The organism is Streptomyces bluensis, assembly GCF_014650715.1.
GTDB classification, from domain to species: domain Bacteria; phylum Actinomycetota; class Actinomycetes; order Streptomycetales; family Streptomycetaceae; genus Streptomyces; species Streptomyces bluensis.
On record NZ_BMVM01000002.1, the window covers coordinates 901,035 to 925,141 of the forward strand.

Annotated in this window: 18 protein-coding genes; 4 read left to right on the forward strand and 14 right to left on the reverse strand. The window is 71.4% G+C overall.

Going from position 1 to position 24,107, the window contains the following annotated elements:
* Nucleotides 1–147 precede the first annotated feature (147 nt).
* Nucleotides 148–1,443, reverse strand: a complete 1,296-nt coding sequence (locus tag IE262_RS09170; RefSeq protein ID WP_189872604.1) for a glucarate dehydratase family protein — start codon at nt 1,441–1,443, stop codon at nt 148–150.
* A 114-nt stretch (nt 1,444–1,557) separates the two neighbouring features.
* On the opposite strand from IE262_RS09170, the gene IE262_RS09175 reads away from it, so the two are divergent.
* Nucleotides 1,558–2,349: an IclR family transcriptional regulator gene (locus IE262_RS09175; protein ID WP_189872606.1), complete on the forward strand. Its 792-nt coding sequence runs from the start codon at nt 1,558–1,560 to the stop codon at nt 2,347–2,349.
* A gap of 46 nt (nt 2,350–2,395) precedes the next feature.
* On the opposite strand, the gene IE262_RS09180 is transcribed toward IE262_RS09175, so the two are convergent.
* From IE262_RS09180 to hrcA, 8 genes are all read right to left on the reverse strand, one after another.
* A complete protein-coding gene (locus IE262_RS09180; protein ID WP_189872608.1) occupies nt 2,396–3,388 on the reverse strand; it encodes an adenosine deaminase in 993 nt (330 codons plus the stop codon).
* A gap of 50 nt (nt 3,389–3,438) precedes the next feature.
* Entirely contained in the window at nt 3,439–4,344 is a 906-nt protein-coding gene (locus IE262_RS09185) for a ribonuclease Z (RefSeq protein WP_134040455.1), read from the reverse strand.
* Nucleotides 4,345–4,350: 6 nt separating this feature from the next.
* Nucleotides 4,351–4,704, reverse strand: coding sequence for a histidine triad nucleotide-binding protein (locus tag IE262_RS09190; RefSeq protein ID WP_134040456.1), 354 nt, complete (start codon nt 4,702–4,704; stop codon nt 4,351–4,353).
* A gap of 288 nt (nt 4,705–4,992) precedes the next feature.
* Entirely contained in the window at nt 4,993–8,247 is a 3,255-nt protein-coding gene (locus IE262_RS09195) for a S41 family peptidase (RefSeq protein ID WP_189872610.1), read from the reverse strand.
* A gap of 392 nt (nt 8,248–8,639) precedes the next feature.
* Nucleotides 8,640–9,380: a 16S rRNA (uracil(1498)-N(3))-methyltransferase gene (locus IE262_RS09200; RefSeq protein WP_134040459.1), complete on the reverse strand. Its 741-nt coding sequence runs from the start codon at nt 9,378–9,380 to the stop codon at nt 8,640–8,642.
* Nucleotides 9,380–10,471 carry a nitronate monooxygenase gene (locus tag IE262_RS09205; protein ID WP_134040460.1) on the reverse strand — a complete coding sequence of 364 codons (1,092 nt, stop codon included), beginning with the start codon at nt 10,469–10,471 and terminating at the stop codon, nt 9,380–9,382. Before IE262_RS09205 ends, IE262_RS09200 begins: the two co-directional genes overlap by 1 nt.
* 90 nt (nt 10,472–10,561) lie before the next feature.
* On the reverse strand, nt 10,562–11,698 hold the full coding sequence (gene dnaJ, locus IE262_RS09210) for a molecular chaperone DnaJ (protein ID WP_134040461.1): 1,137 nt from the start codon (nt 11,696–11,698) through the stop codon (nt 10,562–10,564).
* A complete protein-coding gene (hrcA, locus tag IE262_RS09215) occupies nt 11,699–12,715 on the reverse strand; it encodes a heat-inducible transcriptional repressor HrcA (RefSeq protein ID WP_134040462.1) in 1,017 nt (338 codons plus the stop codon). It abuts the gene before it with no gap.
* 252 nt (nt 12,716–12,967) lie between these two features.
* On the opposite strand from hrcA, the gene IE262_RS09220 reads away from it, so the two are divergent.
* Together IE262_RS09220 and IE262_RS09225 are read left to right on the forward strand one after the other, a co-directional pair.
* A complete protein-coding gene (locus IE262_RS09220) occupies nt 12,968–13,711 on the forward strand; it encodes an MBL fold metallo-hydrolase (RefSeq protein ID WP_189872612.1) in 744 nt (247 codons plus the stop codon).
* A gap of 46 nt (nt 13,712–13,757) precedes the next feature.
* Nucleotides 13,758–14,570 carry a DUF3097 domain-containing protein gene (locus tag IE262_RS09225; RefSeq protein ID WP_134040464.1) on the forward strand — a complete coding sequence of 271 codons (813 nt, stop codon included), beginning with the start codon at nt 13,758–13,760 and terminating at the stop codon, nt 14,568–14,570.
* On the opposite strand, the gene IE262_RS09230 is transcribed toward IE262_RS09225, so the two are convergent.
* From IE262_RS09230 to lepA, 5 genes are all read right to left on the reverse strand, one after another.
* Entirely contained in the window at nt 14,548–15,138 is a 591-nt protein-coding gene (locus IE262_RS09230; RefSeq protein ID WP_134040465.1) for a Uma2 family endonuclease, read from the reverse strand. The genes IE262_RS09225 and IE262_RS09230 overlap by 23 nt on opposite strands.
* A 102-nt stretch (nt 15,139–15,240) precedes the next feature.
* Entirely contained in the window at nt 15,241–16,473 is a 1,233-nt protein-coding gene (gene hemW / locus IE262_RS09235) for a radical SAM family heme chaperone HemW (RefSeq protein ID WP_189872614.1), read from the reverse strand.
* A gap of 78 nt (nt 16,474–16,551) precedes the next feature.
* Entirely contained in the window at nt 16,552–18,567 is a 2,016-nt protein-coding gene (locus IE262_RS09240) for a SpoIIE family protein phosphatase (RefSeq protein WP_189872616.1), read from the reverse strand.
* A 361-nt stretch (nt 18,568–18,928) separates the two neighbouring features.
* Nucleotides 18,929–20,806: an AMP-dependent synthetase/ligase gene (locus IE262_RS09245; protein WP_189872618.1), complete on the reverse strand. Its 1,878-nt coding sequence runs from the start codon at nt 20,804–20,806 to the stop codon at nt 18,929–18,931.
* Nucleotides 20,807–21,271: 465 nt separating this feature from the next.
* Entirely contained in the window at nt 21,272–23,140 is a 1,869-nt protein-coding gene (gene lepA, locus IE262_RS09250; RefSeq protein WP_189872620.1) for a translation elongation factor 4, read from the reverse strand.
* Between the two features lie 402 nt (nt 23,141–23,542).
* Between lepA and rpsT the strand changes: the two genes are divergently transcribed.
* Nucleotides 23,543–23,809 carry a 30S ribosomal protein S20 gene (rpsT, locus tag IE262_RS09255; protein WP_134040470.1) on the forward strand — a complete coding sequence of 89 codons (267 nt, stop codon included), beginning with the start codon at nt 23,543–23,545 and terminating at the stop codon, nt 23,807–23,809.
* Nucleotides 23,810–24,107: the final 298 nt, after the last annotated feature.

Below are 24,107 nucleotides of genomic sequence, written 5' to 3' on the forward strand. Positions count from 1 at the left end.
TCAGGCCCAGTGTGCACCAACCGCCCCACACGGCACCGCCCCTCGCGCCGGAGCCGCCCCCTGCGTCCTACGACCGCGCATGCGCCCCGCGTCGGGTGCCCCCTCGGCCCAGGAACAGTGCCGTGCCTGCCGGCGCCTGCCCGGCGCTTACCAGCGGGGCACGGCCGGAGCGACCCACCCGGGGTCGGCGACCCGCATGGCGGCCGCGTCGTCCCGGTCCCGCAGCGACCCGTCGTCGTCGAGCCACCGCCGGTGCAGGAACTCCACCTTCTCGCGGTCGACCTCGACACCGAGGCCCGGCGCGTCGGAGACGGTGACCCTGCCGTCCTCGAACGTGAGCCGTTCGGTGAGCACGTCCTCGGACTGCCAGGGGTAGTGGGAGTCGCAGGCGTGGTGGAGGCCGGGCACGGTCGACGCGACATGGGTCATCGCGGCGAGGGAGACCCCCAGGTGGGTGTTGGAGTGCATGGAGACTCCCACGCCGAACGTGCGGCAGATGGCGGCGAGTTGCTGCGTGTTGCGCAGGCCGCCCCAGTAGTGGTGGTCGGACAGGACCACCTGGACGGCGCCCTGGGTGAAGGCTTCCTTGATCTCCGCGAAGGTCGTCACGCACATGTTGGTGGCGAGGGGGACGCCGGTGCGCCGTGCGACGTCGGCCATCGCGTGCGTGCCGAGTGTCGGGTCCTCCAGGTACTCCAGCACGTCACGCAGGGCGTCCGCGACCTTGATCGACGTCTCCACGGACCAGGCCCCGTTGGGGTCGAGCCGCAGCGGATGCCCGGGGAAGGCCCCGGCGAGGGCACGTACGGCGGCGATCTCCTCGTCGGGCGGAAAGACACCGCCCTTGAGCTTGAACGACGTGAACCCGTACCGCTCCTTGAACTTCCGCGCCTGCTCGACGACTCCGGCCGGATCGACGGCGGCCCCCCAGTCGTCCTTCTCGCAGGGGACTCCCTCGGGGTGAGCGGCGTACTTGTAGAAGAGATACGCGCTGTACTCGACCGCGTCCCGCACCTTGCCGCCGAGCAGTGCGTGCACGGGCAGCCCGAGCGCCTTGCCCAACGCGTCGAGGCATGCGACCTCGAACCCCGACACGACGGACAGCCGCAGCTTGTCCGCGGTCTGTACGCCCCGCTGCCCACCCACGTCGAGCTGGTTGTCGACCCGGGCCCTGTCCACGGTGAGTTCGTCGGCGACGGTGAACAGGCCCCCCAGGTCACTGACCTGGCGGCCGATCAGCCTGTCCGCGAGGGGCCGGGCGAGCTCCAGGTACTTGCCGTCGCCGTAGGTCTCACCGAACCCGGAGATCCCGTCGGCGGTCACCACCTCCACGATCAGCCTCGGGGTGTAGGGCTGGTGCACCCCCGAGGTATTCAGCAGGGGCGGATCGGCGACGAGGATCGGGGTCAGACGGACGTCGGTGATGGTCAGATCGCGGGTCACGGGACGGCTCCTCCGATGTCTTCATACGTAGACGTCATCCACGTATGAAGATGGAGGCTAGGTACGCGAACACCAGCCGTCAATGGTCGTGCGCGATCCCCTTACGATCAGCTCATGCCGGAACCCACGGACGAACGCGGCGTACGCGAGGTGAAGTCCGCTGCCCGCACGGTCGACCTCCTGGAACTCCTGGCGGCCCGCGGCGACCGCCCCGCGCGCCTCCAGGAACTGGCGGACGAGCTCCAGGTCCCCCGCAGCTCGATGTACGCCCTGCTCCAGACGCTGATCAACCGTGGCTGGGTCCGCACGGACGCCACGGGCTCCCTCTACGGCATCGGCATCAGCGCCCTGCTCACCGGCACCAGCTACCTGGACTCCGACCCACGCGTCCGCATCGTGCGCCCCTACCTCGACGAGGCCTCCGACGCGCTGGGCGAGACGATCCACATGGGCCGTCTGGACGGCACGGACGTCGCCTACCTCGCGACCCGCGAGTCCCACGAGTACCTGCGCACCATCAGCCGCGTGGGCCGCCGCCTTCCCGCCCACGCGGGCGCCCTGGGCAAGGCCCTCCTGGCGGAACGCCCCGACGAGGCCCTCCCCGAGGCCCCGTACACCCGGCTGACCCCGCACACCCACACCACCCGTGAGTCCCTGCTGGCCGACATCGCCGCGACCCGCGCCCGCGGCTACTCCGTCGACCGCGAGGAGGGCGTCACCGGCATCGTCGGTTTCGGCTTCGCCCTCCGCTACGACGCTCCCGCTCAGGACGCCATCAGCTGCTCGGTGCCGGTGGCACGGCTCTCGCCGAGCCATGAGGAACAGATCATCGCGGTGATGCGGGAGATCCGGGCGAAGGTGGAGGCGGCGACCCCCGGGGTGTCGGGCGCGGTCAACTGGCGTTGAGCTCGGGCGGTGTCGCGGTGTCGTCCGCCGATCCGGCCGCCGGCCGCTACCCGAACTCGTACGCCTCCACCTCGGCGAGGTACCGGGCCCGCCGCTCCTCGTCGTGCTCCAGGAAGGACGCCAGGAACGAGTTGCGGGCCAGTTCACGCAGCCGCTCCTCGCCCAGTCCCAGCGTCGAGCGCACCGCGTCGAAGTTGTCGCCCGCGTAGCCGCCGAAGTAGGCCGGGTCATCGGAGTTGACCGTGCACAGCAGCCCGGCGTCCAGCATGGCGGGCAGGGGATGGTCGGCGAGGGCGTCGACCGCGCGGAGCCGGACGTTCGACAGCGGGCACAGCGTCAACGGCACCCGCTCCCGTACGAGCCGCTCGACCAGCGCCTCGTCCTCCATGCACCGCAGGCCGTGGTCGACCCGCTCGACCCCGAGCACGTCCAGGGCCTCGACGATGTACGACGGCGGCCCCTCCTCCCCCGCGTGCGCCACCCGCCGCAACCCCAGGCCGGCGGCCGCCTGGTACACCTCCCGGAACTTCGCCGGGGGATGCCCGACCTCGGCGGAGTCGAGACCGACGCCCACGATCCGGTCGAGATACGGCTTCGCGGCCTCAAGCGTCTCCCTCGCCGACTCGGCGGACTCGTCCCGCAGGAAGCACATGATCAGCTGGGTGGAGACCCCGTACGTGTCCTCGCTCCGAGCGAGCGCACGCCACAGCCCCTCCACCACCGTCCCCATCGCCACGCCCCGCGCGATGTGGGCCTGCGGATCGAAGAAGATCTCGGCGTGGCGCACCCCCTGCGCGGCGGCCCGCGCGAGATACGCGTCGGCCAGGTCCTCGAAGTCCCGCTCGGTCCGCAGGACGGCCATGAGCTCGTAGTACAGGTTCAGGAAGGACTGCAGGTCCTCGAACCGGTACGCCTCACGGAGCTCGTCCGTGTCGGCGTACGGCAACGCGACCTCGTTCCGCGCGGCCAGCGCGAACGCCAGCTCCGGTTCCAGGGTGCCTTCGATGTGCAGGTGCAGTTCCGCTTTCGGGAGGGGCATCAACGCATCGTACGGCCGTTTTACCCGCGCTTCGGAACCGGCACCCGCATCTACCTACGCTTCGGTACCGGCACCCGCAGCAGGTCGTGCGCCACCGTCAGCTCCCCCTCGTACCCGGCGGCCCGCGCCTGCCGCTCGAACTCGTCGGGCTCGGTGTACCGCTGACTGAAGTGCGTCAGCACGAGGTGCCGCACCCCCGCGTCCCGTGCCACGGCGGCCGCCTGACCGGCTGTCAGGTGTCCGTGTTCGTCGGCGAGTTCCGCTTCCTCGTCGAGGAACGTCGACTCGATGACGAGCATGTCGCAGCCGTCGGCCAGCGCGTACACGCCCTCGCACAGCCGGGTGTCCATGACGAACGCGAACCGCTGCCCGCGCCGCACCTCGCTCACGTCCCCGAGCGAGACGCCCCCCAGGGCTCCTTCCCGCTGTATCCGCCCGACGTCCGGCCCCTTGATCCCGTGCGCCGCCAGCCGCTCCGGCAGCATGCGCCGCCCGTCGGGCTCGACGAGCCGGTACCCGAACGACTCGACGGGATGGGAGAGCCTGCGCGCCTCAAGGCGGTAGGCGGGGGTGGCGGCGAGCACACCGTCCTCCGCGACCGGCGCCTCGACCAGTTGCACGGTCTCGCGGTACGCGGTCGCGTACCGCAGCCGGTCGAAGAACCGCTGCCCGGAGCGCGGGTAGTGCGCGGTGACGTCGTGCGGCACCCGGTCGAGGTTGATGCGCTGGATGACACCGGCGAGGCCCAGCGAGTGATCCCCGTGGAAGTGGGTGACACAGATCCGGTGCAGGTCGTGCGCGGCGACTCCGGCACGCAGCATCTGCCGCTGCGTGCCCTCACCGGGGTCGAACAGGATGCCCTCGCCGTCCCACCGCAGCACGTACCCGTTGTGGTTGCGGTGCCGGGTCGGGACCTGGCTGGCGGTACCGAGGACCACCAGTTCACGTACGGACACGGCGCGTTATCCGGGAGGCCATTGGAGGCCGCGCCCGCCGAGGAGGTGGGCGTGCGCGTGGAAGACGGTCTGCCCGGCGCCGCTGCCGGTGTTGAACACGACCCGGTAGCTCTCCAGCTTTTCCTCCCCGGCCACCTCACCGGCCTCGCGGAGCAGGTCCGCGGCGATACCGGGCTCGGCGGCGCCGAGGGTGGCGATGTCGGGGTAGTGCGCCCGGGGGATGATCAGCACGTGCGTCGGTGCCTGGGGGTTGATGTCCCGGAACGCGACGGTCGTCTCCGTCTCCCGTACCACGGTCGCCGGAATCTGCCCCGCCACGATCTTGCAGAACAGACAGTCGTCCTGCGGCTCCCCTGCCATACGTGCCTCCTCGCCGCCGATTGATCGCGTCCCGGGCATGGTAGCGGGGAGGGTTTCGCCCCCGCCGCCCTTACCCATTCCCGTCCCCTGGGGGCTGCCGCCCCCAGACCCCCGCACAATCCAGCCCCTCCGGCGTTTGAGGAGCGGGGGCCCGGGGGCCGGCCCCCGAAAACGGGGTCCGGGGCGGAGCCCCCGTGGGGTCGAAGAGGCAGCGCCCCTCGGGATGGGACGGGTAGGGGCGGCGGGGGCGAAACCTCTCGGGAGGACCACCCCGGCCCCCCGCGCGTCTTACAACTCCGGCAGAGGCGGAGCCGTTTTCGCCGGTGTTTCCGCCAGCGCGGCCAGCGCGAGGCGGATCGCCTCGTCCAACTGCGCGTCCCGCCCCGCCGCGTAGTCGTGCGGGGCCTGGACGACCTCCACGTCGGGGTCGACACCGTGGTTCTCGACGCCCCACCCGTACCCCTCCAGCCAGAACGCGTACTTCGGCTGGGTGACGAGCGTGCCGTCGACGAGGCGGTAGCGGCTGTCGATGCCGATGACACCGCCCCACGTCCGGGTACCGACGACCGGCCCGATCCCGAGCGCCTTGATCGCCGCGTTCACGATGTCCCCGTCGGACCCGGAGAACTCGTTGGCGACGGCGACGACGGGTCCGCGCGGGGCGTCCCCCGGGTAGCTGTACGGCCGCATCCCGCGCGGCACGTCCCAGCCCACGATCCGGCGGGCCAGCTTCTCGATGACCAGCTGGGAGGTGTGCCCGCCACGGTTCTCGCGGACATCGACCACGAGGCCCTCCCGCGCCACCTCGATCCGCAGGTCGCGGTGGATCTGCGCCCAGCCCGGCGCCTGCATGTCCGGCACGTGCAGATAGCCCAGCCGGCCCCCCGACTTCTCGTGCACGTACGCCCGCCGGTCCGCCACCCAGGCGTGGTAGCGGAGCGGCTCCTCGTCGTCGATGGGCACGACGACCGTGTGCCGGGGGTCCCCGCCGCCGGCGGGCAGGACGGTCAGCTCGACGGGCTTGCCCGCCGTGCCCACGAGCAGCGGCCCCGGACCGGTCACCGGGTCCACGGGCTGCCCGCCCACGGCGATGATCGCGTCCCCGGCCCGTACCGCCACTCCGGGCGCGGCGAGCGGCGCGTGTGCCTCGGGGTCGGAGGTCTCCGACGGCAGGACGCGGTCGATACGCCACAGCGAGGCCCCCTGGGGGCCGTCCTCGTGCCGGGAGATGTCGGCACCGAGCAGCCCCTGCCGTCGCTCGCCCCATCCTCCGCCGCCGCGCGGCGTGACGTACGCGTGCGACGTACCGAGCTCGCCCTGTACCTCCCACAGCAGGTCCACGAGGTCGTCGTGGGTGGCGACCCGGGCGAGCACGGGCCGGTACCGGTCCAGCACCCCGTCCCAGTCGACTCCCCCGAGATCCGGCCGCCAGAAGTTGTCCCGCATGAAGCGGCCGGCCTCGTCGTACATCTGGCGCCACTCGGCGGCCGGGTCGACGGTCTGGCGTACGCGGGACAGGTCGACGGTGATGTTGGTGTCGCTGTCCTCGTCGCCGGAGGCGCGCCGGTCGCTGGGGACGACCTTCAGCTTGCCGTCGGTCCACAGCAGCACCCGCTTGCCGTCGCCGCTGACCGCGTACCGCTCGGCGTCGGAGGCGAGGTACTCGACGCGCTGCTGGGCGAGGTCGTACCGCTCCAGCGAGGTCTTGGGGTCCGGGTCGTCGGGCGTTGCCCGCGCGTGGCCGAGCACGCCGCGTACCGGGTGCCGCAGCCACAGCACGCCGTCCTTGGCGGCCCGGAGCCCCGAGTAGCGCGCGGCCTCGACGGGGAACGGCACGATCCGGTCGCCGAGCCCTTCGAGGTCGATACGGGTCGCGGGGGCGCCCTCGCTCTCCGGGGTCTCGTCCTTGTCGGGCGCCTCGAAGGGGCGGCCGTGGCGCTGCGGTCCGAAGGGGGACGGGGTGGTCGCGGCGAGCGTGATGAGGTGCGGACGCGCGCCTCCGACGAAGGCCAGGTCGAAGACATGCTCGTCGTAGACCGGGTCGAAGGACCGGGCGGACAGGAACGCCAGGTGCTTGCCGTCCAGGGTGAAGGCGGGCGAGTAGTCCTGGAACCGCAGCGGTGTCGCCTCCGTCACCGACAGATCGGCGGTGTTGGCGAGTTTGAGCTGGCGCAGCGGGCTCGGGCCGGGGTGGGACCAGGCGAGCCAGGCGGAGTCGGGCGAGAAGACCAGTCCGGACACCTCGCCGTCCTCGCTCCGGTCGACCTCGCGCACCTCGCCGCTCTCCCGCTCGACCAGCAGCACGCGCCCGTCGTGCGAGGCGACGGCGGCCCGGCTGCCGTCGGGGGCCATGGCGAGCCCGAGCACGCGCCCGAGCTGCCCGGCGGCGAGCCGTCGCGGGGTAGCCCCCGGCGCGCCCCCGGTGGCGGGCGCGAACTCCAGGGCGTCGTCGCCCTCGGCGTCCGTCACCCACACCACCCACTCCTCGCCGTCCGCGCGGAAGGTGACCGGCAGCCGGGCCCGTACGCCGTGCTCGGCGGCGAGCGAGCGGGTGGGGCCGGAACGGTGGGTGACCCAGTGGACGGCACCGCGCACGGAGACGGCGCTGCCGCGCCCGGTGTGGTCGGGCGAGCCCGTCCCGAACCAGTGGCTCGCGTTCACGGGATGCGGCTGGAGATCGACGCGCTGTCCGCCGAGCCGGATGTCGAGCCGCCGGGGCTCCGCGCCGTCGAGGTCGTCGAGGAGCCACAGCTCACCGGCGGACGCGTACACGACGCGGGTGCCGTCGGTGGCGGCGTGCCGGGCGTAGAACCCGTCGAGAGGTGTGTGCCGCCGCAGATCGGAGCCGTCACTCAACGACGAGTAGAGCGCCCCGACCCCTTCGTGGTCGGACAGAAAAGCGATCCGCTCCCCCACCCACAGGGGATACTCCAGATTCCCGTCGAGCTCGGCGTGGAGCCGCACGAACTCCCCACTGCCGGAACTGCCCCCTTCGTCCCCTTGCTCCCGCTCGATCCACAGCTTGCCCGCCGTGCCGCCCCGGTACCGCTTCCACCAGGCGGCCTCGCGGCCCATGGGCGCGGACAGCAGTACGGTGCTCGGTCCGTACACCACGTCGCCGACGGGCCCGTACGGCAGGGTCGTCGCCGGTCCGCCGTCGAGCGGAACGGCACGCGCCCAGCTGCGCCGGAGGCTGGCCTGGCCCTGTGTGCTGAGTGCGAGGACCCTGCCGTCGGGTGTCCAGCCGCGCACCTGGGTGCGCCAGCTGCCCCAGTACGTCAGGCGCTTGGACGGCCCGCCGTCGATGGGGGCGATGTGGACCTCGGGGGCTCCGTCGCGGGTGGAGGTCCAGGCGACGGTGGTGCCGTCCGGGGAGATGCGCGGATGGTTGACGGGGACGTTGTCGGCGCTGACCCGCCAGGCGCGGCCGCCGTCGAGAGGCGCGACCCAGACGTCGTCCTCGGCGGTGAAGGCGACCGATTCGCCGTGCAGGTGCGGAAACCGGAAATACGCGGGGGAGGCAGAGGCTGCAGGCAGTGTCACCAGGTCACTCTAGGCAGCGTATGGCGTTCTTGGGAGGTGTTTGGATCACTTGCCCTCGGGCCGGCAGGTGGGATGCGACTGGCAGTAGACGGTTTTGGTGACGGTGACAGTGACGGTCGGGGCGGGCCCGCCGGGCCGGTTGTCGTCGGTGGGCGGGGTGGTGGGCGTGGGCGTGGGGTCGGGCGCGTTGCAACGCGGAAACGCCCACGACGGCGCCTGTGGCGGGCCCCGCCCCGCCAGGCGCCAGGCACCCCCAGCCCGTCCGGCGTTTGAGGACGAGGCCGTTCAGGCCGACAAGCGGGGGTCTGGGGGCGGCAGCCCCCAGGGAAGGGATGGGACGGGTAGGGGCGGCGGGGGCGAAGAAACCCCCTGCGCCCCGCAGGCACGCCCCCTCAGGACCACCGCCCCGTCCGCGTGAGCAGCAACGCCGCGGCCGCCGTACCAGCCGTCGACGTACGCAGCACACTGCGCCCGAGACGATACGGCCGCGCCCCCGCCTCCTCGAACAGCGCCAGTTCCTCCGGCGACACCCCGCCCTCGGGCCCCACCACCAGCACGATCTCCCCGGCACCGGGAAGGTCGACCGTCGCCAGCGGCACGTCACCCGACTCGTGCAGCACACCCGCGAAGTCCGCCTCGGCGAGCAGCGCGGCAACCTGCTTCGTCGTCGCCGCGTCCGCGACCTCCGGAAAGCGCACCCGCCGCGACTGCTTCCCCGCCTCGCGCGCCGTGGAGCGCCACTTGGCCAGCGCCTTGAGTCCCCGCTCGCCCTTCCACTGGGTGATGCAGCGGGAGGCCGCCCAGGGCACGATCGCGTCCACGCCGGTCTCGGTCATCGTCTCGACGGCCAGCTCGCCCCGGTCGCCCTTGGGCAGCGCCTGGACGACGGTGATGCGGGGTGACTCGGGGGGCTCCTCCCGCACGGGCGCCAGGTCCGTGACCACCAGCCGGTCCTTGCCGTCGGCCGTCTTCACCACGCCCCGCGTCCACCGCCCGCGCCCGTCCGTGAGGACCACGCCCTCACCGGGCCGCAGCCGCTTCACGGACACCGCGTGCCGCCCCTCGGGACCGTCGAGGACGAACTCCGCCCCGACACCGTCCAGTTGGTCGACGACAAAAACCGGCGCGGTCATCAGGCGCCGCCCAGCGCCGAACTCTCCGGGCCCGCGCACAGCGCCGTCCGCGCGGCGGCCAGCTCCGCCGCCAGCACCTCCACCAGCTGCCCCGCGGGCAGGTCCCGGGCCATCCGGTAGCCCTGCCCCGCCCACAGCGCCATGCCCTGCGGATCGCCCGCCTTGGCCGCCGCCTTGCGCAGCCCGGAGGTGAGGTGATGGACCTGGGGGTACGCGGCGGGGGCGTACGGGCCGTGCTCGCTGAGGAAGCGGTTCACCAGCCCGCGGGCCGGGCGTCCCGAGAACGCGCGCGTCAGTTCCGTGCGGACGAACAGCGGGTTGCTCAGCGCCTGCTTGTGCAGCGCGTTGGCGCCGGACTCCGGCGTCGCGAGGAACGCCGTGCCGAGCTGCGCCGCGCACGCCCCGGCGGCGAGGACCGCGGCGATCTGGCTGCCCCGCATGATGCCGCCGGCCGCGACGATGGGCAGCGAGACGGCCTCGCGGACCTGGGCGAGGAGGGAGAGCAGACCGGTGCCGGCGCGGTCCCGCTCGGGGTCGTCGCGGTGGGTGCCCTGGTGCCCGCCCGCCTCCACGCCCTGCACGATCACGGCGTCGGCACCGGCGCGCGCCACGTCCAGCGCCTCGTCGGCCGAGGTCACGGTGACGAGGGTCAGTGTGCCCTTGGCGGAGAGGGCCCGGAGGACGTCGGGGGCGGGGCAGCCGAAGTGGAAGGAGACGACCGGCACCGGGTTGTCGAGGAGGACGGCGAGCTTGGCGTCGTAGCCGTCGTCGCGCCCGCTGTCGGGGTCGCCCAGCTCGGTCTCGTACCAGGCGGCCTCACCGGCGAGCTGGTTGGCGTACACCTCGACGGCGGCCGGGTCGGCATAGTCGGGCTGCGGCATGAAGAGGTTCACGCCGAAGGGGCGGCCCGTGAGACCGCGTAGCTGCTTGATCTCCTGGTACATGCCGTCGGCCGTCTTGTACCCGGCCGCGAGGAAGCCGAGCCCGCCGGCCTCGGACACGGCGGCGGCGAGCTGTGGCACGGAGACCCCACCCGCCATGGGGGCCTGCACGATCGGTGTGGGGAAGAGATCGGTCAGCGCGGAGGACATGACGGCATGGTGTCACGTCCTCCGCAGGAGTCCGAATCCGGCCGTCCCCCTGGTACGGGCCAGGGGGACGGGCACGGCCGCCGACCGTGGTCAGCGCCCGTTGAACGCGTCCTTCAAGCGGGAGAACAGGCCCTGCTGCCCCGGCTGGAACTGCCCCGTCGGCCGCTCCTCGCCGCGCAGCTTCGACAGCTCGCGCAGCAGGCGCTCCTGCTCGGGGTCGAGCTTGGTGGGGGTCGTGACCTCGACGTGCACGATGAGGTCGCCGCGGCCGCCGCCGCGCAGATGCGTGACGCCGCGCCCGTGCAGCGGGATCGACTGGCCGGACTGGGTGCCCGGGCGGATGTCGACCTCCTCCAGGCCGTCGAGGGTCTCCAGCGGCACCTTCGTGCCGAGCGCGGCCGCGGTCATCGGGATGGTGACCGTGCAGTGCAGGTCGTCGCCGCGCCGTTGGAAGGTCGGGTGCGGGAGTTCGTGGATCTCGACGTACAGGTCGCCTGCCGGGCCGCCGCCGGGGCCGACCTCGCCCTCGCCCGCGAGCTGGATCCGCGTGCCGTTGTCGACGCCGGCCGGGATCTTCACCGTGAGCGTGCGGCGGGAGCGCACCCGGCCGTCGCCCGCGCACTCGGGGCACGGGTTCGGGACGACCGTGCCGAAGCCCTGACACTGCGGGCAGGGGCGGGACGTCATGACCTGGCCGAGGAAGGACCGGGTGACCTGGGACACCTCACCGCGGCCGCGGCACATGTCACAGGTCTGGGCGGATGTGCCGGGGGCAGCGCCCTCGCCGTTGCAGGTCTTGCAGACGACGGCCGTGTCGACCTGGATGTCCTTCGTCGTGCCGAAGGCCGCCTCGTCGAGCTCGACGTCCAGCCGGATCATCGCGTCCTGGCCCCGGCGGGTGCGCGACCGCGGGCCGCGCTGGGACGCCGTACCGAAGAACGCGTCCATGATGTCCGAGAAGTTCCCGAACCCGCCGGCGCCGAAGCCGCCCGCACCGCCGCCGCCCGCCTGGGACAGCGGGTCACCGCCGAGGTCGTAGACCTGCTTCTTCTGCGGGTCCGACAACACCTCGTACGCGGCGTTGATCTCCTTGAACCGCTCCTGCGTCTTCGGATCGGGGTTGACGTCCGGGTGCAGCTCGCGCGCGAGTCTGCGGAACGCCTTCTTGATCTCTTCCTGGGACGCGTCGCGGCGCACGCCGAGTACGGCGTAGTAGTCCGTGGCCACTTACGACTCCGCCAGGATCTGTCCGACGTAACGTGCCACCGCTCGTACTGCTCCCATCGTTCCCGGATAGTCCATGCGGGTCGGTCCGACCACGCCGAGTTTTGCTACTGCCTCGCCGCCCGAACCGTAGCCCACTGAGACCACGGACGTGGAGTTGAGTCCCTCATGCGCGTTCTCATGGCCGATACGCACGGTCATGCCCGAATCCTTCGCCTCGCCCAGCAACCTGAGGAGCACGACCTGCTCCTCCAGCGCTTCGAGCACCGGCCGGATCGTGAGGGGGAAGTCGTGTCCGAAGCGGGTCAGATTGGCGGTGCCGCCGATCATCAGCCGCTCCTCCCGCTCCTCGACGAGTGTTTCCAGGAGGGCGGAGAGCACGGTGGAGACGCTGCCGCGGTCCTCGACGTCGAAGGCCTCCGGAAGGTCTTCCACGAGTTGCGGCACGTCAGCGAAACGGCGGCCCGCCACACGGCTGTTGAGCCGCGCGCGCAGATCCGCGAGGGACGCTTCCCCGAACGGGGCGTGGCAGTCGATCATCCGCTGCTCCACCCGGCCGGTGTCCGTGATCAGCACGAGCATCACGCGCGCGGGGGCCAGCGACAGCAGCTCCACGTGCCGCACCGTGGACCGCGTGAGCGACGGGTACTGCACCACGGCGACCTGCCGTGTGAGCTGCGCCAGCAGCCGTACGGTCCGGCCGACCACGTCGTCCAGGTCGACGGCGCCCTCCAGGAAGTTCTGGATGGCGCGCCGCTCCGGGGCGGTCATCGGCTTCACCGCGGCCAGCCTGTCGACGAAGAGGCGGTAGCCCTTGTCGGTGGGGATGCGCCCGGCGCTGGTGTGCGGCTGGGCGATGTACCCCTCCTCTTCGAGGGCTGCCATGTCGTTGCGGACGGTGGCCGGGGAGACACCGAGCCTGTGCCGCTCGGTGAGCGCCTTGGAACCCACCGGCTCCTCGGTGCCGACGTAGTCCTGGACGATGGCGCGCAGCACTTCGAGCCTGCGTTCGCTGAGCATCGCGCACACCTCCAGTCATCCGTCCTTGCGCGTCCCCGCGCGTCCTCGCGACTCCCCCTTGGCACTCACCGCGGGCGAGTGCCAGCATTCCCCCCAGTGTACGGCGGTGGGGTACGGCCCCGGCAAGGGCGGCCACGCCTTGTCATGCCGACGTTACCGACGTGTCCCGCGATGTCGTACCGGCGAGTACGCACGGAACGGCGGCACGGGGAGAATCCGGCGCCCCTGAGGGTCTGGGGTTAGCGTCGGCGTATGACGGTGAGTTGGGAAGAGGTCGGGTGGGAGGAACTCGGCCCGCGCGTGGGGCGCTGTCGCCTTCCGGTGTGGGACTGCACGGCCGGGCTGGTCGTCGGGGACGGTGCCGCTCTCATGATCGACGCGGGGTCGAGCCTGCGGGAGGGCGCGCGGTTGGGCGCCGAGGCGCGGTGGCTGCTGGGTGGCGACCGCCGTGTGACCCATCTCGCGCTGACTCACCCGCACTTCGACCATGTCTTCGGCGCGGCGTCCTTCGCGGGAGTGGAGGTGTACGGCGCGGTGGGCGTGGACATGGTCCTCACCGGCGAACGGGCACGTGAGGAGTTGCGCGCCGACGCCGTGCGGTACGGCCTGGACGCGTCGGAGGCGGCCGCGGCCGCGGACCTCCTCGTCCGTCCCCGTCACCACGTCAGCGGGGAGTGGACGCTGGATCTGGGTGGCGGCACGCAGGTGCTCCTGGCGAACGTGGGCCCGGGCCACACGGCCCATGATCTGGCGGTGCTGGTGCCGGGCTCGCCCTCCTCACCGGAGGTGGTGTTCTGCGGCGACCTGGTGGAGGAGTCGGGCGAACCCCAGGCGGGCCCGGACGCCGTCCCCGCGCACTGGCCGGCCGCGCTGGACCGGCTGCTGGATCTGGGCGGCGAGGACGCGGTGTACGTGCCGGGGCACGGGGCGGCGGTGGACGCCGCGTTCGTACGGGCGCAGAGGGACGCGCTGGCGGCCCGCTTCGGCGTGTCGTGACGATGGCCGCTCTGGTTGCCGCCCCGGTTCTCGTATCGTCATCCGAATGCGCCAGTACTCGCCGGACCTGACCCCGCCGTGGAAGAAGCCCAAGCCCGCACCGGAGGTCCCGGCCGATCCCGGGCTGGTGGTGGAGGAGCCGGTGACCGGCTTCTGTGGTGCGGTGATCCGCTGCGAGGCGGGCACGGTGACGTTGGAGGACCGCTTCGGCAAGCACCGGGTGTTTCCGCTGGAGCCGCGGGGGTTTCTGCTGGAGGGCCGGGTGGTGACGCTCGTACGGCCGCCGTCGGGCCCTGTCCGTGCCACCCGCACGGCATCCGGCTCGGTCGCCGTCCCTGGCGCACGCGCGCGTGTGGCCCGTGCCGGGCGCATCTACGTGGAGGGCCGCCACGACGCGGAGCTCGTCGAGAAGGTGTGGGGCGACGATCTGCGCATCGAGGGCGTGGTCGTGGAGTACCTGGAGGGCGTGGACGACCTGCCGTCGATCGTGGCCGACTTCGCGCCCGGACCGGACGCGCGCCTGGGGGTGCTGGTGGACCACTTGGTGCCGGGGTCGAAGGAGTGGCGCATCGCGGAGTCGGTGACGAGCGAGCACGCGTTGGTGGTGGGCCATCCGTACATCGACATCTGGGAGGCGGTGAAGCCGGCGTCGGTGGGCATCCCGGAGTGGCCACGGGTGCCGCGTGGGCAGGACTGGAAGTCGGGGGTGTGCCGGGCGCTCGGGTGGCGGGTGACGAACACCGGGGAGGCGTGGCAGCGGATCCTCGGCTCGGTGCGCTCTTACAAGGACCTGGAGCCGGAGTTGCTGGGGCGGGTGGAGGAGTTGATCGACTTCGTTACGGGTAGCGGTGGGGCCTGACCTTTGCGAAGGTGCCGAATTCGCTGGTGTCAAGCTCGATTTCGAGGGGCTCCAGGGGGGTGAGGTCGCCGAATTTGGTGATCCGCTGGCGTCGGTAGTCCGCGTAATCTCCGTTACCCGTGGGCTCGGTGAGAAGTACGCACTGGGCCATGACCGGATCGATGATCAGGTAGGCGGGGACCTTCGCTGCGGCATAGATCGAGCGCTTGACGCTGTAGTCCCGATCGACGCTGGTCTTGGAAACAACCTCAACCAACATCGTGATGATTTCGGAAGGCATCAGCCTCCCGTGGTCCGGGCCGATGCCGCGCTCGATCACCACAAGGTCCGGCTGTGGCTCACTCGTCTGTTCGAGGATCGCGATGTCCTGGGTCTGAAGTCTCCTCCAGCGGCGCCGGGGGATCTGATCCTGGATCGCCTCCACGATGTCATTGTGGATCACGTCCGGCCCCGCCATCATCACGATTTCCCCCCGGAGGAGCTCGACCTTGAATCCTTCGGGAACCTCAAGGTTCTCGAAGATCTCCACGATGCCGGTGGTCATCCGTCGGTCGTCCACAGCGGTCATCTCCGCAGCCTCCGGTTTCCGCCACCCCGATTTACGGCAGCAGCCTACGAGACAGGTTAGGGACCGAACCGGCGTTCCGCACCGATTCACCCGCCGGAGTGATCAGTCCACCAGGTCCCGCACTACCGCATCCGCCAGCAACCGACCCCGCAGCGTCAGTGCCGCACGCCCCTCCTCGTACGGCCCGCCCTCCAGCAGCCCGTCCCCGAGCGCCCGCCGCGAAGCCGCCAGCCCCTCCTCCCGCAGCAACTCCAGCGGCACCCCTTCCCGCAACCGCACCTCCAGCAGAATCCGCTCGACCCTCCGGTCCTCCTCCGCGAGGACCTCGCGCCCGGCGCCCGGCGAACGGCCCGCCGCCAGCGCCGCCGCATACGCCCCCGGGTGCTTCACGTTCCACCAGCGCACGCCGCCCACGTGCGAGTGCGCTCCCGGGCCCGCGCCCCACCAGTCGGCGCCGCGCCAGTACAGCTCGTTGTGGAGGCAGCGGCCCGCGGTGGACGTGGCCCAGTTCGAGACCTCGTACCAGGAGAAGCCCGCCGCGGACAGGGTCTCCTCCGCGATCAGGTAGCGGTCCGCGTGGACGTCGTCGTCCGTCATCGGGACCTCGCCCCGGCGGATGCGCCGTGCGAGCTGGGTGCCCTCCTCCACGATCAGCGCGTACGCCGACACGTGGTCCGGTCCGGCTCCGATCGCCGCGTCCAGGGAGGCCCGCCAGTCGTCGTCCGACTCTCCGGGGGTGCCGTAGATCAGGTCGAGGTTGATGTGCTCGAAGCCCGCCGCGCGGGCCTCGGCGACGCACCGCTCGGGGCGGCCGGGGGTGTGGGTGCGGTCCAGGACCCGCAGCACGTGCTGCCGGGCGCTCTGCATGCCGAAGGAGATCCGGTTGAAGCCGCCCGCCCTCAGCGTGTCGAGATACGCCGGGTCCACCGACTCCGGGTTGGCCTCGGTGGTGACCTCCGCGTCGTCCGCGAGCCCGAACTCGTCCCGGATCGCCCCCAGCATCCGTACGAGGTCGCCGGCGGCGAGCAGCGTGGGCGTGCCGCCGCCGACGAAGACCGTGCGGACGGGGCGCGGGTCGTCGCCGAGCACCTTGCGGGCCAGGCGGATCTCGTCGATCAGGGTCTCGGCATAGTTGTCGCGGGAGGCGAGGACCCCGCCCGTGCCGCGCAGTTCGGTCGCCGTGTAGGTGTTGAAGTCGCAGTAGCCGCAGCGGGTCGCGCAGTACGGGACGTGCAGGTAGAACCCGAGGGGCCGGTCCGCGGCCCCGGTCAGGGCGTGCGCGGGCAGTGCCCCGTCGTCGGGGACGGGCTCGCCGTCGGGGAGTGCGGAAGGCATGCGTTCCATTGTCCAGCACCGGCCACCGTCCCCAGGTGCTCACCTCCCCGGCCGTGCTCACCTCCCCGCCGTCCGTCCTCACCTCCCCGCCGTGCTCACCGGCTCCGCCTGCAACACCAGCAACGCCAGATCGTCCTCCGGAGGCCGCTCGCCGAACTCGTGCACCAACTGCGTGATCCGCTCCGCGATGTGCTGCGCGTTCAGCCCGGCGCAGTCGGCCAGGGCGACCGCGAGCCCGTCCCCGTCGTCGAACATGACCGATCCGCAGCGCCGCTCGGTCACGCCGTCGGTGACACACAGCAGGGTGTCACCGGGGTGCAGGGCGAAGGTCTCGGAGACGTAGGCGGTGTCCTCGATCACACCGAGCAGGGTCTGCGGCTCGGCGGCGGTGCGTACGTCGCCGTCGGGGCCGAGGACCAGCGGCAGGGGGTGTCCGGCGGAGGCGAGGGTGCACTGGACGCCGCCTTCGTAGGGGACGAGTTCGCCGTACAGGAGGGACAGGAAGCGGGTCTGCGGGCCCTCGTCGGCGCCGAGGCCGGGGCCGCCGGCCGTGACCAGGGCGCGGGCGGCGGCGTCGGCCGCCTCGGTGGCGTCGTCGAGGAGGAGCTGGTTGAGGCGGTCGAGGACGTCGGCGACCTGGTAGCCCTCGCGGGCGAGCAACCGCAGCCAGGGCCGGGCGAGCCCGATGACGACGGCGGCCTCGGGGCCCTTGCCCTGCACGTCTCCGAGAGCGAAGCACCAGCGGCCGTCGCCCGCCGGGAACAGGTCGTAGAAGTCGCCGCTGGGCCCGCCCTTGTCACACGGCTCGTACACGAGCGCACTGTGCATCCCGGGGATCTCGGCGACCGCGCCGGGCAGCAGTCCGCGCTGGAGGACCCGGCTGATGGTGGCCTGGCGGGCGTACTGGCGGGCCGCGCCGATCGCGAGAGCCACGCGGCGGCTGAGGTCCTCGACGAGCCCGGTGACCTCGTCGGCGAAGCGGAGCAGCCCGGCCCGTCCGATGACGAGTGTGCCCAGCGGCCGTCCGCCCGCGATCAGCCGGTACGCGAGGGCGGTGCCGGTCTCGCCCTCGTCGCCGAGCGCCTCCCCGGGCCACGCCACGGGCACCGCCCGCGACCGTACGGCCTCCGGCAGCCGGGGCGGGTCCTTCTCCAGCGCGTGGCGCAGGTCCTCGATGCGGTTCTCGCTGACGTGCCAGACGCGGGCGAGCCGGGGACCCGAGCCGAGGCCGGCCTCGGTGCCGCGCCAGCCCATGCCCTCGTCCTCCAGCCACACCGCGCACCAGTCCGCCAGGCGGGGCACCAGCAACTGTCCGGCGAGCGCGGCGACCAGGTCCTCGTCGAGCTGCCCCGCCAGCAGGTCGGAGGCCTCGGCGAGGAAGGAGAGGGCGCCGCGGTTCAGCCACTCCCGGTCGCTCTCCATGGTCCGCCTCGGTGCGGGAGCGAGGACATCGGCGGCGAGCATGTCGGCGGTGATCGTCCCGTGTCCGAAGGCGGCGTCGGCATCGGCGGCGTACGCCTCGATCTTCTCCTCGACGGTCACGGCCCCGTCGACGGGCAGGCGGGCCCAGACGGTCTTCACTCCGGTGCGGTAGGTGATGCCCCAGGCGTCGCAGAGCGCGGAGACGAGCCGCAGGCCGCGCCCGTACTCCGGGGTGCCGTAGGAGGGTTCGGTGCCGTGGGGGCGCTCGGTGCTGTACGGGCGTTCGGCGCCTTCGTCGCGTACGGCGCGCGCGGGGTGGTGGTCGGAGACCTCGACGACGACGTGGGCGGCCTCCTCGTCGGGAGGTTCGGGGGGCTCCAGACGGCACAGCAGCTCGACGTCCGTGCCCGCGTGCACGACGGCGTTGGTGACCAGTTCGCTGACCACGACCAGCACGTCGTCGACGAGGCGGTCGGTGAGGGATTCGGCGCCGGGGAGCGCGAGCCCGGCCCACTCGTCCAGTCCTGCGCGGGCGAAGCGGCGGGCGGCGCCGGGCGCGAGCGGGCCGCCGGGCAGCGACGCGTGGGCGACCGCGCGCCGGTCCGCTCCCTGGTGCGCCGGCGTACCAGGGGCACGAGTCGTCGACTCGCGTTGCGTCGGAATGGCCCCCACTGTGCGGCTCCCGGAGCAGTTCGACGAATAGATCTCAGGCGGCAGGGACAGAGTGACAGACCGGCCACGCCCATAAGCGCCGAGTTACCGAAGTGGGCCACCATGGGTGAGAACAGTGCTACGCGGGTGCTCGAAGACGGTCAGAAAGAGGGGCGGATTCGGGCATCAAGAGGGGCAGATTCGGGCATCCGATCTGCGCGCCCCCGCCCGTGGTGATGGCCGCGGGCATCGCAAAGGCGGCATCGCGAAGGGGGATTGCAAAGCGGGCATCGCGAAGGGGCGCATCGCAAAGGGGCGCGGGGCCGCATCGATGTGCGGCCCCGCGCGATGGGGTCCCCTGTTCGAGCAAGCCGTCTCCCGGCTACGCCTCCCTGGCGCCCGCGTACATCTCCTCGATCAGGTGCTTGTACTCCCGCTCCACCACCGGCCGCTTCAACTTCAGGCTCGGCGTCAGCTCACCGTGCTCCACGTCCAGATCCCGGGGCAGGAGACGGAACTTCTTGACGGTCTGCCACCGCTGAAGGCCCGCGTTGAGCCGCCGCACGTAGCCGTCGATCAGCTCGACCGTCGCGGGCGAGGCGACGACGTCCTCGTACGACTTGCCGCCCATGCCGTTCTCCTTGGCCCAGCCGAGGAGGGCCGGCTCGTCGAGGGCGATGAGCGCGGAGCAGAAGTTGCGGTCGGCACCGATCACCATGACGTTGGACACGAACGGGCACAGGGCCTTGAACTGGCCCTCGACCTCGGTCGGCGCGATGTACTTGCCACCGGAGGTCTTGAACAGGTCCTTCTTGCGGTCGGTGATGCGCAGGTAGCCGTCGGGCGAGAGTTCGCCGATGTCGCCGGTGTGGAACCAGCCGTCGGGCTCCAGGACTTCGGCGGTCTGCTCCGGCAGCTTGTGGTAGCCCTCCATGATTCCCGGACCGCGCAGCAGGATCTCGCCGTCGTCGGCGATGCGCACCTCGCAGCCGGGCAGCGGCTTGCCGACCGTGCCGGTCCGGTACGCCTCACCGGGGTTGACGAAGGACGCGGCGGACGACTCCGTGAGGCCGTAGCCCTCCAGGATGTGGATGCCCGCGCCGGCGAAGAAGAAGCCGATCTCGGGGGCCAGCGCGACGGACCCGGAGACACAGGCCCGCAGACGTCCGCCGAAGGCCTCGCGCAGCTTCTTGAAGACCAGCGCGTCCGCGACCGCGTGCTTGGCTCCCAGCCCGAACGGCACCGAGGCACTGCCGGTGCGCCGGAAGTTGTCCTGGCTGACCTTGGCGTACTCGCGTGCGACCTGCGCCGCCCACTGGAAGATCCTGTACTTGGCGGGCCCGCCCGCGCGGGCCTTGGCGGCGACTCCGTTGTAGACCTTCTCGAAGACGCGCGGCACGGCGGCCATGTACGTCGGCTGGACGACCGGCAGGTTCTCGATGATCTTGTCCACGCGGCCGTCGACCGCGGTGACGTGCCCGACCTCGATCTGCCCGGAGGTGAGCACCTTGCCGAAGACATGGGCGAGCGGCAGCCACAGGTACTGCACGTCCTCGGCGCTGATCAGGCCCGTCGCGGCGATCGCCTTCGCCATGTACGACCAGTTGTCGTGCGGGAGGCGGACGCCCTTGGGACGGCCCGTGGTGCCCGAGGTGTAGATGAGGGTGGCGAGTTGCTCGGAGGTGATCGCGCCGACCTTCTTCTTGATCAGGTCGGGATTCTTCTCCAGGTACGCGGCGCCGCGCTCCTCCAGCTCGGCGAGCGAGAGGGTCCAGTCCTCGGAGAGGTCCGCGCCGGCCGGGTCGATGACGACGACATGGGTCAGGTCGGGCAGCTCGGCCCGCTTCTCCCGGGCCTTGGCCAGCTGCGCGGCGTCCTCCGCGACGAGAATCCTGCTCTCGGAGTCGGACAGGATGAACGCGGACTCGTCGGCGTTCGTCGACGGGTAGACGGTCGTGGTGGCGGCGCCCGCGCACATGATGCCGAGGTCGGCGAGGATCCACTCGACCCGGGTGGCGGAGGCTAGGGCGACACGCTGCTCCGGCTGCACGCCCAGCTCGATCAGTCCGGCCGCGATGGCGTGAACCCGCTCGGCGGCCTGCGCCCAGCTGAGCGACTTCCAGTCGTCCGGACCGGTGTGGGAGGACGAGGGCACGGGGTAGCGGTAGGCCTCCGCGTCGGGCGTGGCCGCCACGCGCTCCAGGAAGAGGGCCGCCACGGACGGCGGACGGTTCTCGATCAGGGTCAGTGTGTCGCTCACGACATCCTCCGGGGCCCGCGACTGTGCGGTATGCGGCTGGCTCAAAGCGGCTGTTGTTTAACTCGCGAGTAACCATCGAGTGGTGATCAGAGTAGAGCGCGGCTGCCCGGTGCGTAAGGGGGCGGCGCCCTGTCACTTCTCCCGGACAACTCCTACGGAGAGCGACCCTACGCGCACGTAGGGCCCGCCGCGCCGAAACGCGACGGGCCCGCCTTCCGCCCGGACCTTGCCCCGGAACCTGCCCGCGTCCTGCCCGCGCGCCGCCCTGGTTTTGCCCGCGTACTGCCCGGGTTCTGCCCGCGTCCTGCCCAGGTTTCCGCGGGTAACAGGTGTTTGTGCCGGCAGGGCACGGAGCCTCGCGGAGGCGGGCGACGCACCCTTCGCGCCCCCGCTTCCCGCCCCTGCTTCCCGCTTCTACTTCCTGCCCTTTGCGCCCCTGCTTCCTGCCTTTTCCGCCCTTGCTCCTTACTTCTTGCTCTTCGCGGACCCGCCGCCGTCGTCGCTGGACAGCACGGCGATGAAGGCCTCTTGCGGAACCTCCACAGAGCCCACCATCTTCATCCGCTTCTTGCCTTCCTTCTGCTTCTCCAGCAGCTTCCGCTTACGGGAGATGTCGCCGCCGTAGCACTTGGCGAGGACGTCCTTGCGGATGGCGCGAATGGTCTCGCGGGCGATGACCCGGGAGCCGATGGCCGCCTGGACGGGCACCTCGAATGCCTGCCGAGGGATCAGCTCCTTGAGCTTGGCGACGAGCCGCACCCCGTAGGCGTACGCCTGGTCGCGGTGCGTGATCGCGGAGAAGGCGTCCACCTTGTCGCCGTGCAGCAGGATGTCGACCTTGACCAGGCTGGACGTCTGCTCGCCGGTGGGCTCGTAGTCGAGGGAGGCGTAGCCGCGGGTCTTGGACTTCAGCTGGTCGAAGAAGTCGAAGACGATCTCGGCGAGCGGGAGGGTGTAGCGGATCTCGACGCGGTCCTCGGAGAGGTAGTCCATGCCGAGGAGGGTGCCGCGCCGGGTCTGGCACAGCTCCATGATCGAGCCGATGAACTCGCTCGGGGCGAGGATCGTGGCGCGTACGACCGGCTCGTACACCTCGTTGATCTTGCCCTCGGGAAACTCGCTCGGGTTGGTGACCGTGTGCTCGGTGCCGTCCTCCATGACCACGCGGTAGACCACGTTCGGCGCGGTGGCGATGAGGTCGAGCCCGAACTCCCGCTCAAGCCGCTCGCGGATGACGTCGAGGTGCAGCAGCCCGAGGAAGCCGACGCGGAAACCGAAGCCGAGGGCGGCGGAGGTCTCCGGCTCGTAGACCAGCGCGGCGTCGTTGAGCTGAAGCTTGTCGAGGGCGTCGCGCAGCTCCGGGTAGTCGGAGCCGTCGAGGGGGTAAAGGCCGGAGAACACCATCGGCTTGGGGTCCTTGTACCCGCCGAGGGGTTCGGTCGCGCCCTTGCTCAGGCTGGTGATCGTGTCACCGACCTTGGACTGGCGGACGTCCTTCACACCGGTGATGAGGTAACCCACCTCACCCACCCCGAGGCCGTCGGCACCAAGCATCTCCGGCGAGTTGGTCCCGATCTCCAGCAGCTCGTGGGTGGCGCCGGTGGACATCATCCGGATCCGCTCACGCTTGTTGAGCTGCCCGTCGACCACTCGCACGTACGTCACGACGCCCCGGTAGGAGTCGTACACGGAGTCGAAGATCATGGCCCGAGCGGGCGCGTCCTTGACGCCGACGGGGGCGGGAATCTCGGCGACGACCTTGTCGAGCAGGGCCTCGACGCCCAGCCCGGTCTTGGCGGAGACCTTCAGCACGTCGTCGGGGTCGCACCCGACGAGATTGCCGAGCTCCTCGGCGAACTTCTCGGGCTGCGCGGCCGGAAGGTCGATCTTGTTGAGCACCGGGATGATCGTGAGGTCGTTCTCCATCGCCAGATACAGGTTGGCGAGGGTCTGGGCCTCGATGCCCTGGGCGGCGTCGACGAGGAGGATGGTGCCCTCGCAGGCCGCGAGCGACCGCGAGACCTCGTAGGTGAAGTCGACGTGCCCGGGGGTGTCGATCATGTTGAGGATGTGCGGGTTGCCGGCGTCGTGGGTCGGGGCCCACGGCAACCGCACCGCCTGGGACTTGATCGTGATGCCGCGCTCGCGCTCGATGTCCATGCGGTCGAGGTACTGGGCGCGCATCTGCCGCTGCTCGACCACACCGGTCAGCTGGAGCATCCGGTCGGCGAGCGTGGACTTGCCGTGGTCGATGTGCGCGATGATGCAGAAGTTGCGGATCAGCGCCGGGTCGGTACGGCTGGGCTCAGGCACATGGCTAGGGATCGCGGGCACGCAGGGTCCTGATTCTTGAGGCGTCCGCAGTGTCTGCGGTCTCGGGTCGGATCGATACGTAGGCTCCATGGTCCCACGGGTGAGGAGTGGAAACCGGTTCGGGCGGCAAGGGGGCGTTCTGACCGGGCGGGTGGGGGCTGGGGGCCTGGGGCCCTCGGGGTCTTGGTCTGACAGGCGAGGACTCAACGGACGTCTCCATGGATGCCGGGCGGCACTGGTGCGCCGCGAGACCGGTTTGGGTCGGTCGGAACGCGGCTGGTACCGTGAGGGGCTGTGCCTCATGCCCTCTCAGCGCGAGGCGCGATCGGCTCCGCCGGGTCTCCGGCGGTCCACTCGAAGATCAATCACCGGCGCGTGCGGCGTTGCGACGTCTGGCGTGCCTGAACCTGAAAAGGCTCATTCGTGGCGAACATCAAGTCCCAGATCAAGCGGATCAAGACCAACGAGAAGGCCCGGCTGCGCAACAAGGCCGTCAAGTCCTCTCTGAAGACCGCGATCCGCAAGACCCGCGAGGCCACGGCCGCGGGTGACGTGGAGAAGGCGACCGTCGCCCTGCGCGAGGCCTCGCGCAAGCTCGACAAGGCCGTCTCCAAGGGCGTCATCCACAAGAACCAGGCCGCCAACAAGAAGTCGGCGCTGGCTACCCAGGTCGCTGCCCTCAAGGGCTGAGTCGGCCGAGTCCCCCCGGACTCGTCTCCTGGCTCACTCCTGACTTGACCGCCGGCTGGACCCAGAGCGGGCCCTCTCTCATCCGCTCCCATCCGGCACCCCGGGTTCACGCGCGGCCTGCGTTCGCCACGCGGGCGTGGACCCACGAGCTTGAACCGAAGGCCCCGGTCGTCTCCCTTCCCCAGGGGGCGGATCGGGGCCTTCCGGCATTCCGCACCCGGCCGACCGCCTCCGCCCTGCCGCGCTCACCCGGCCCGGTCCCAACCCCTCCCGTCCGGTCCCGTCCCGTCCCGGTCAA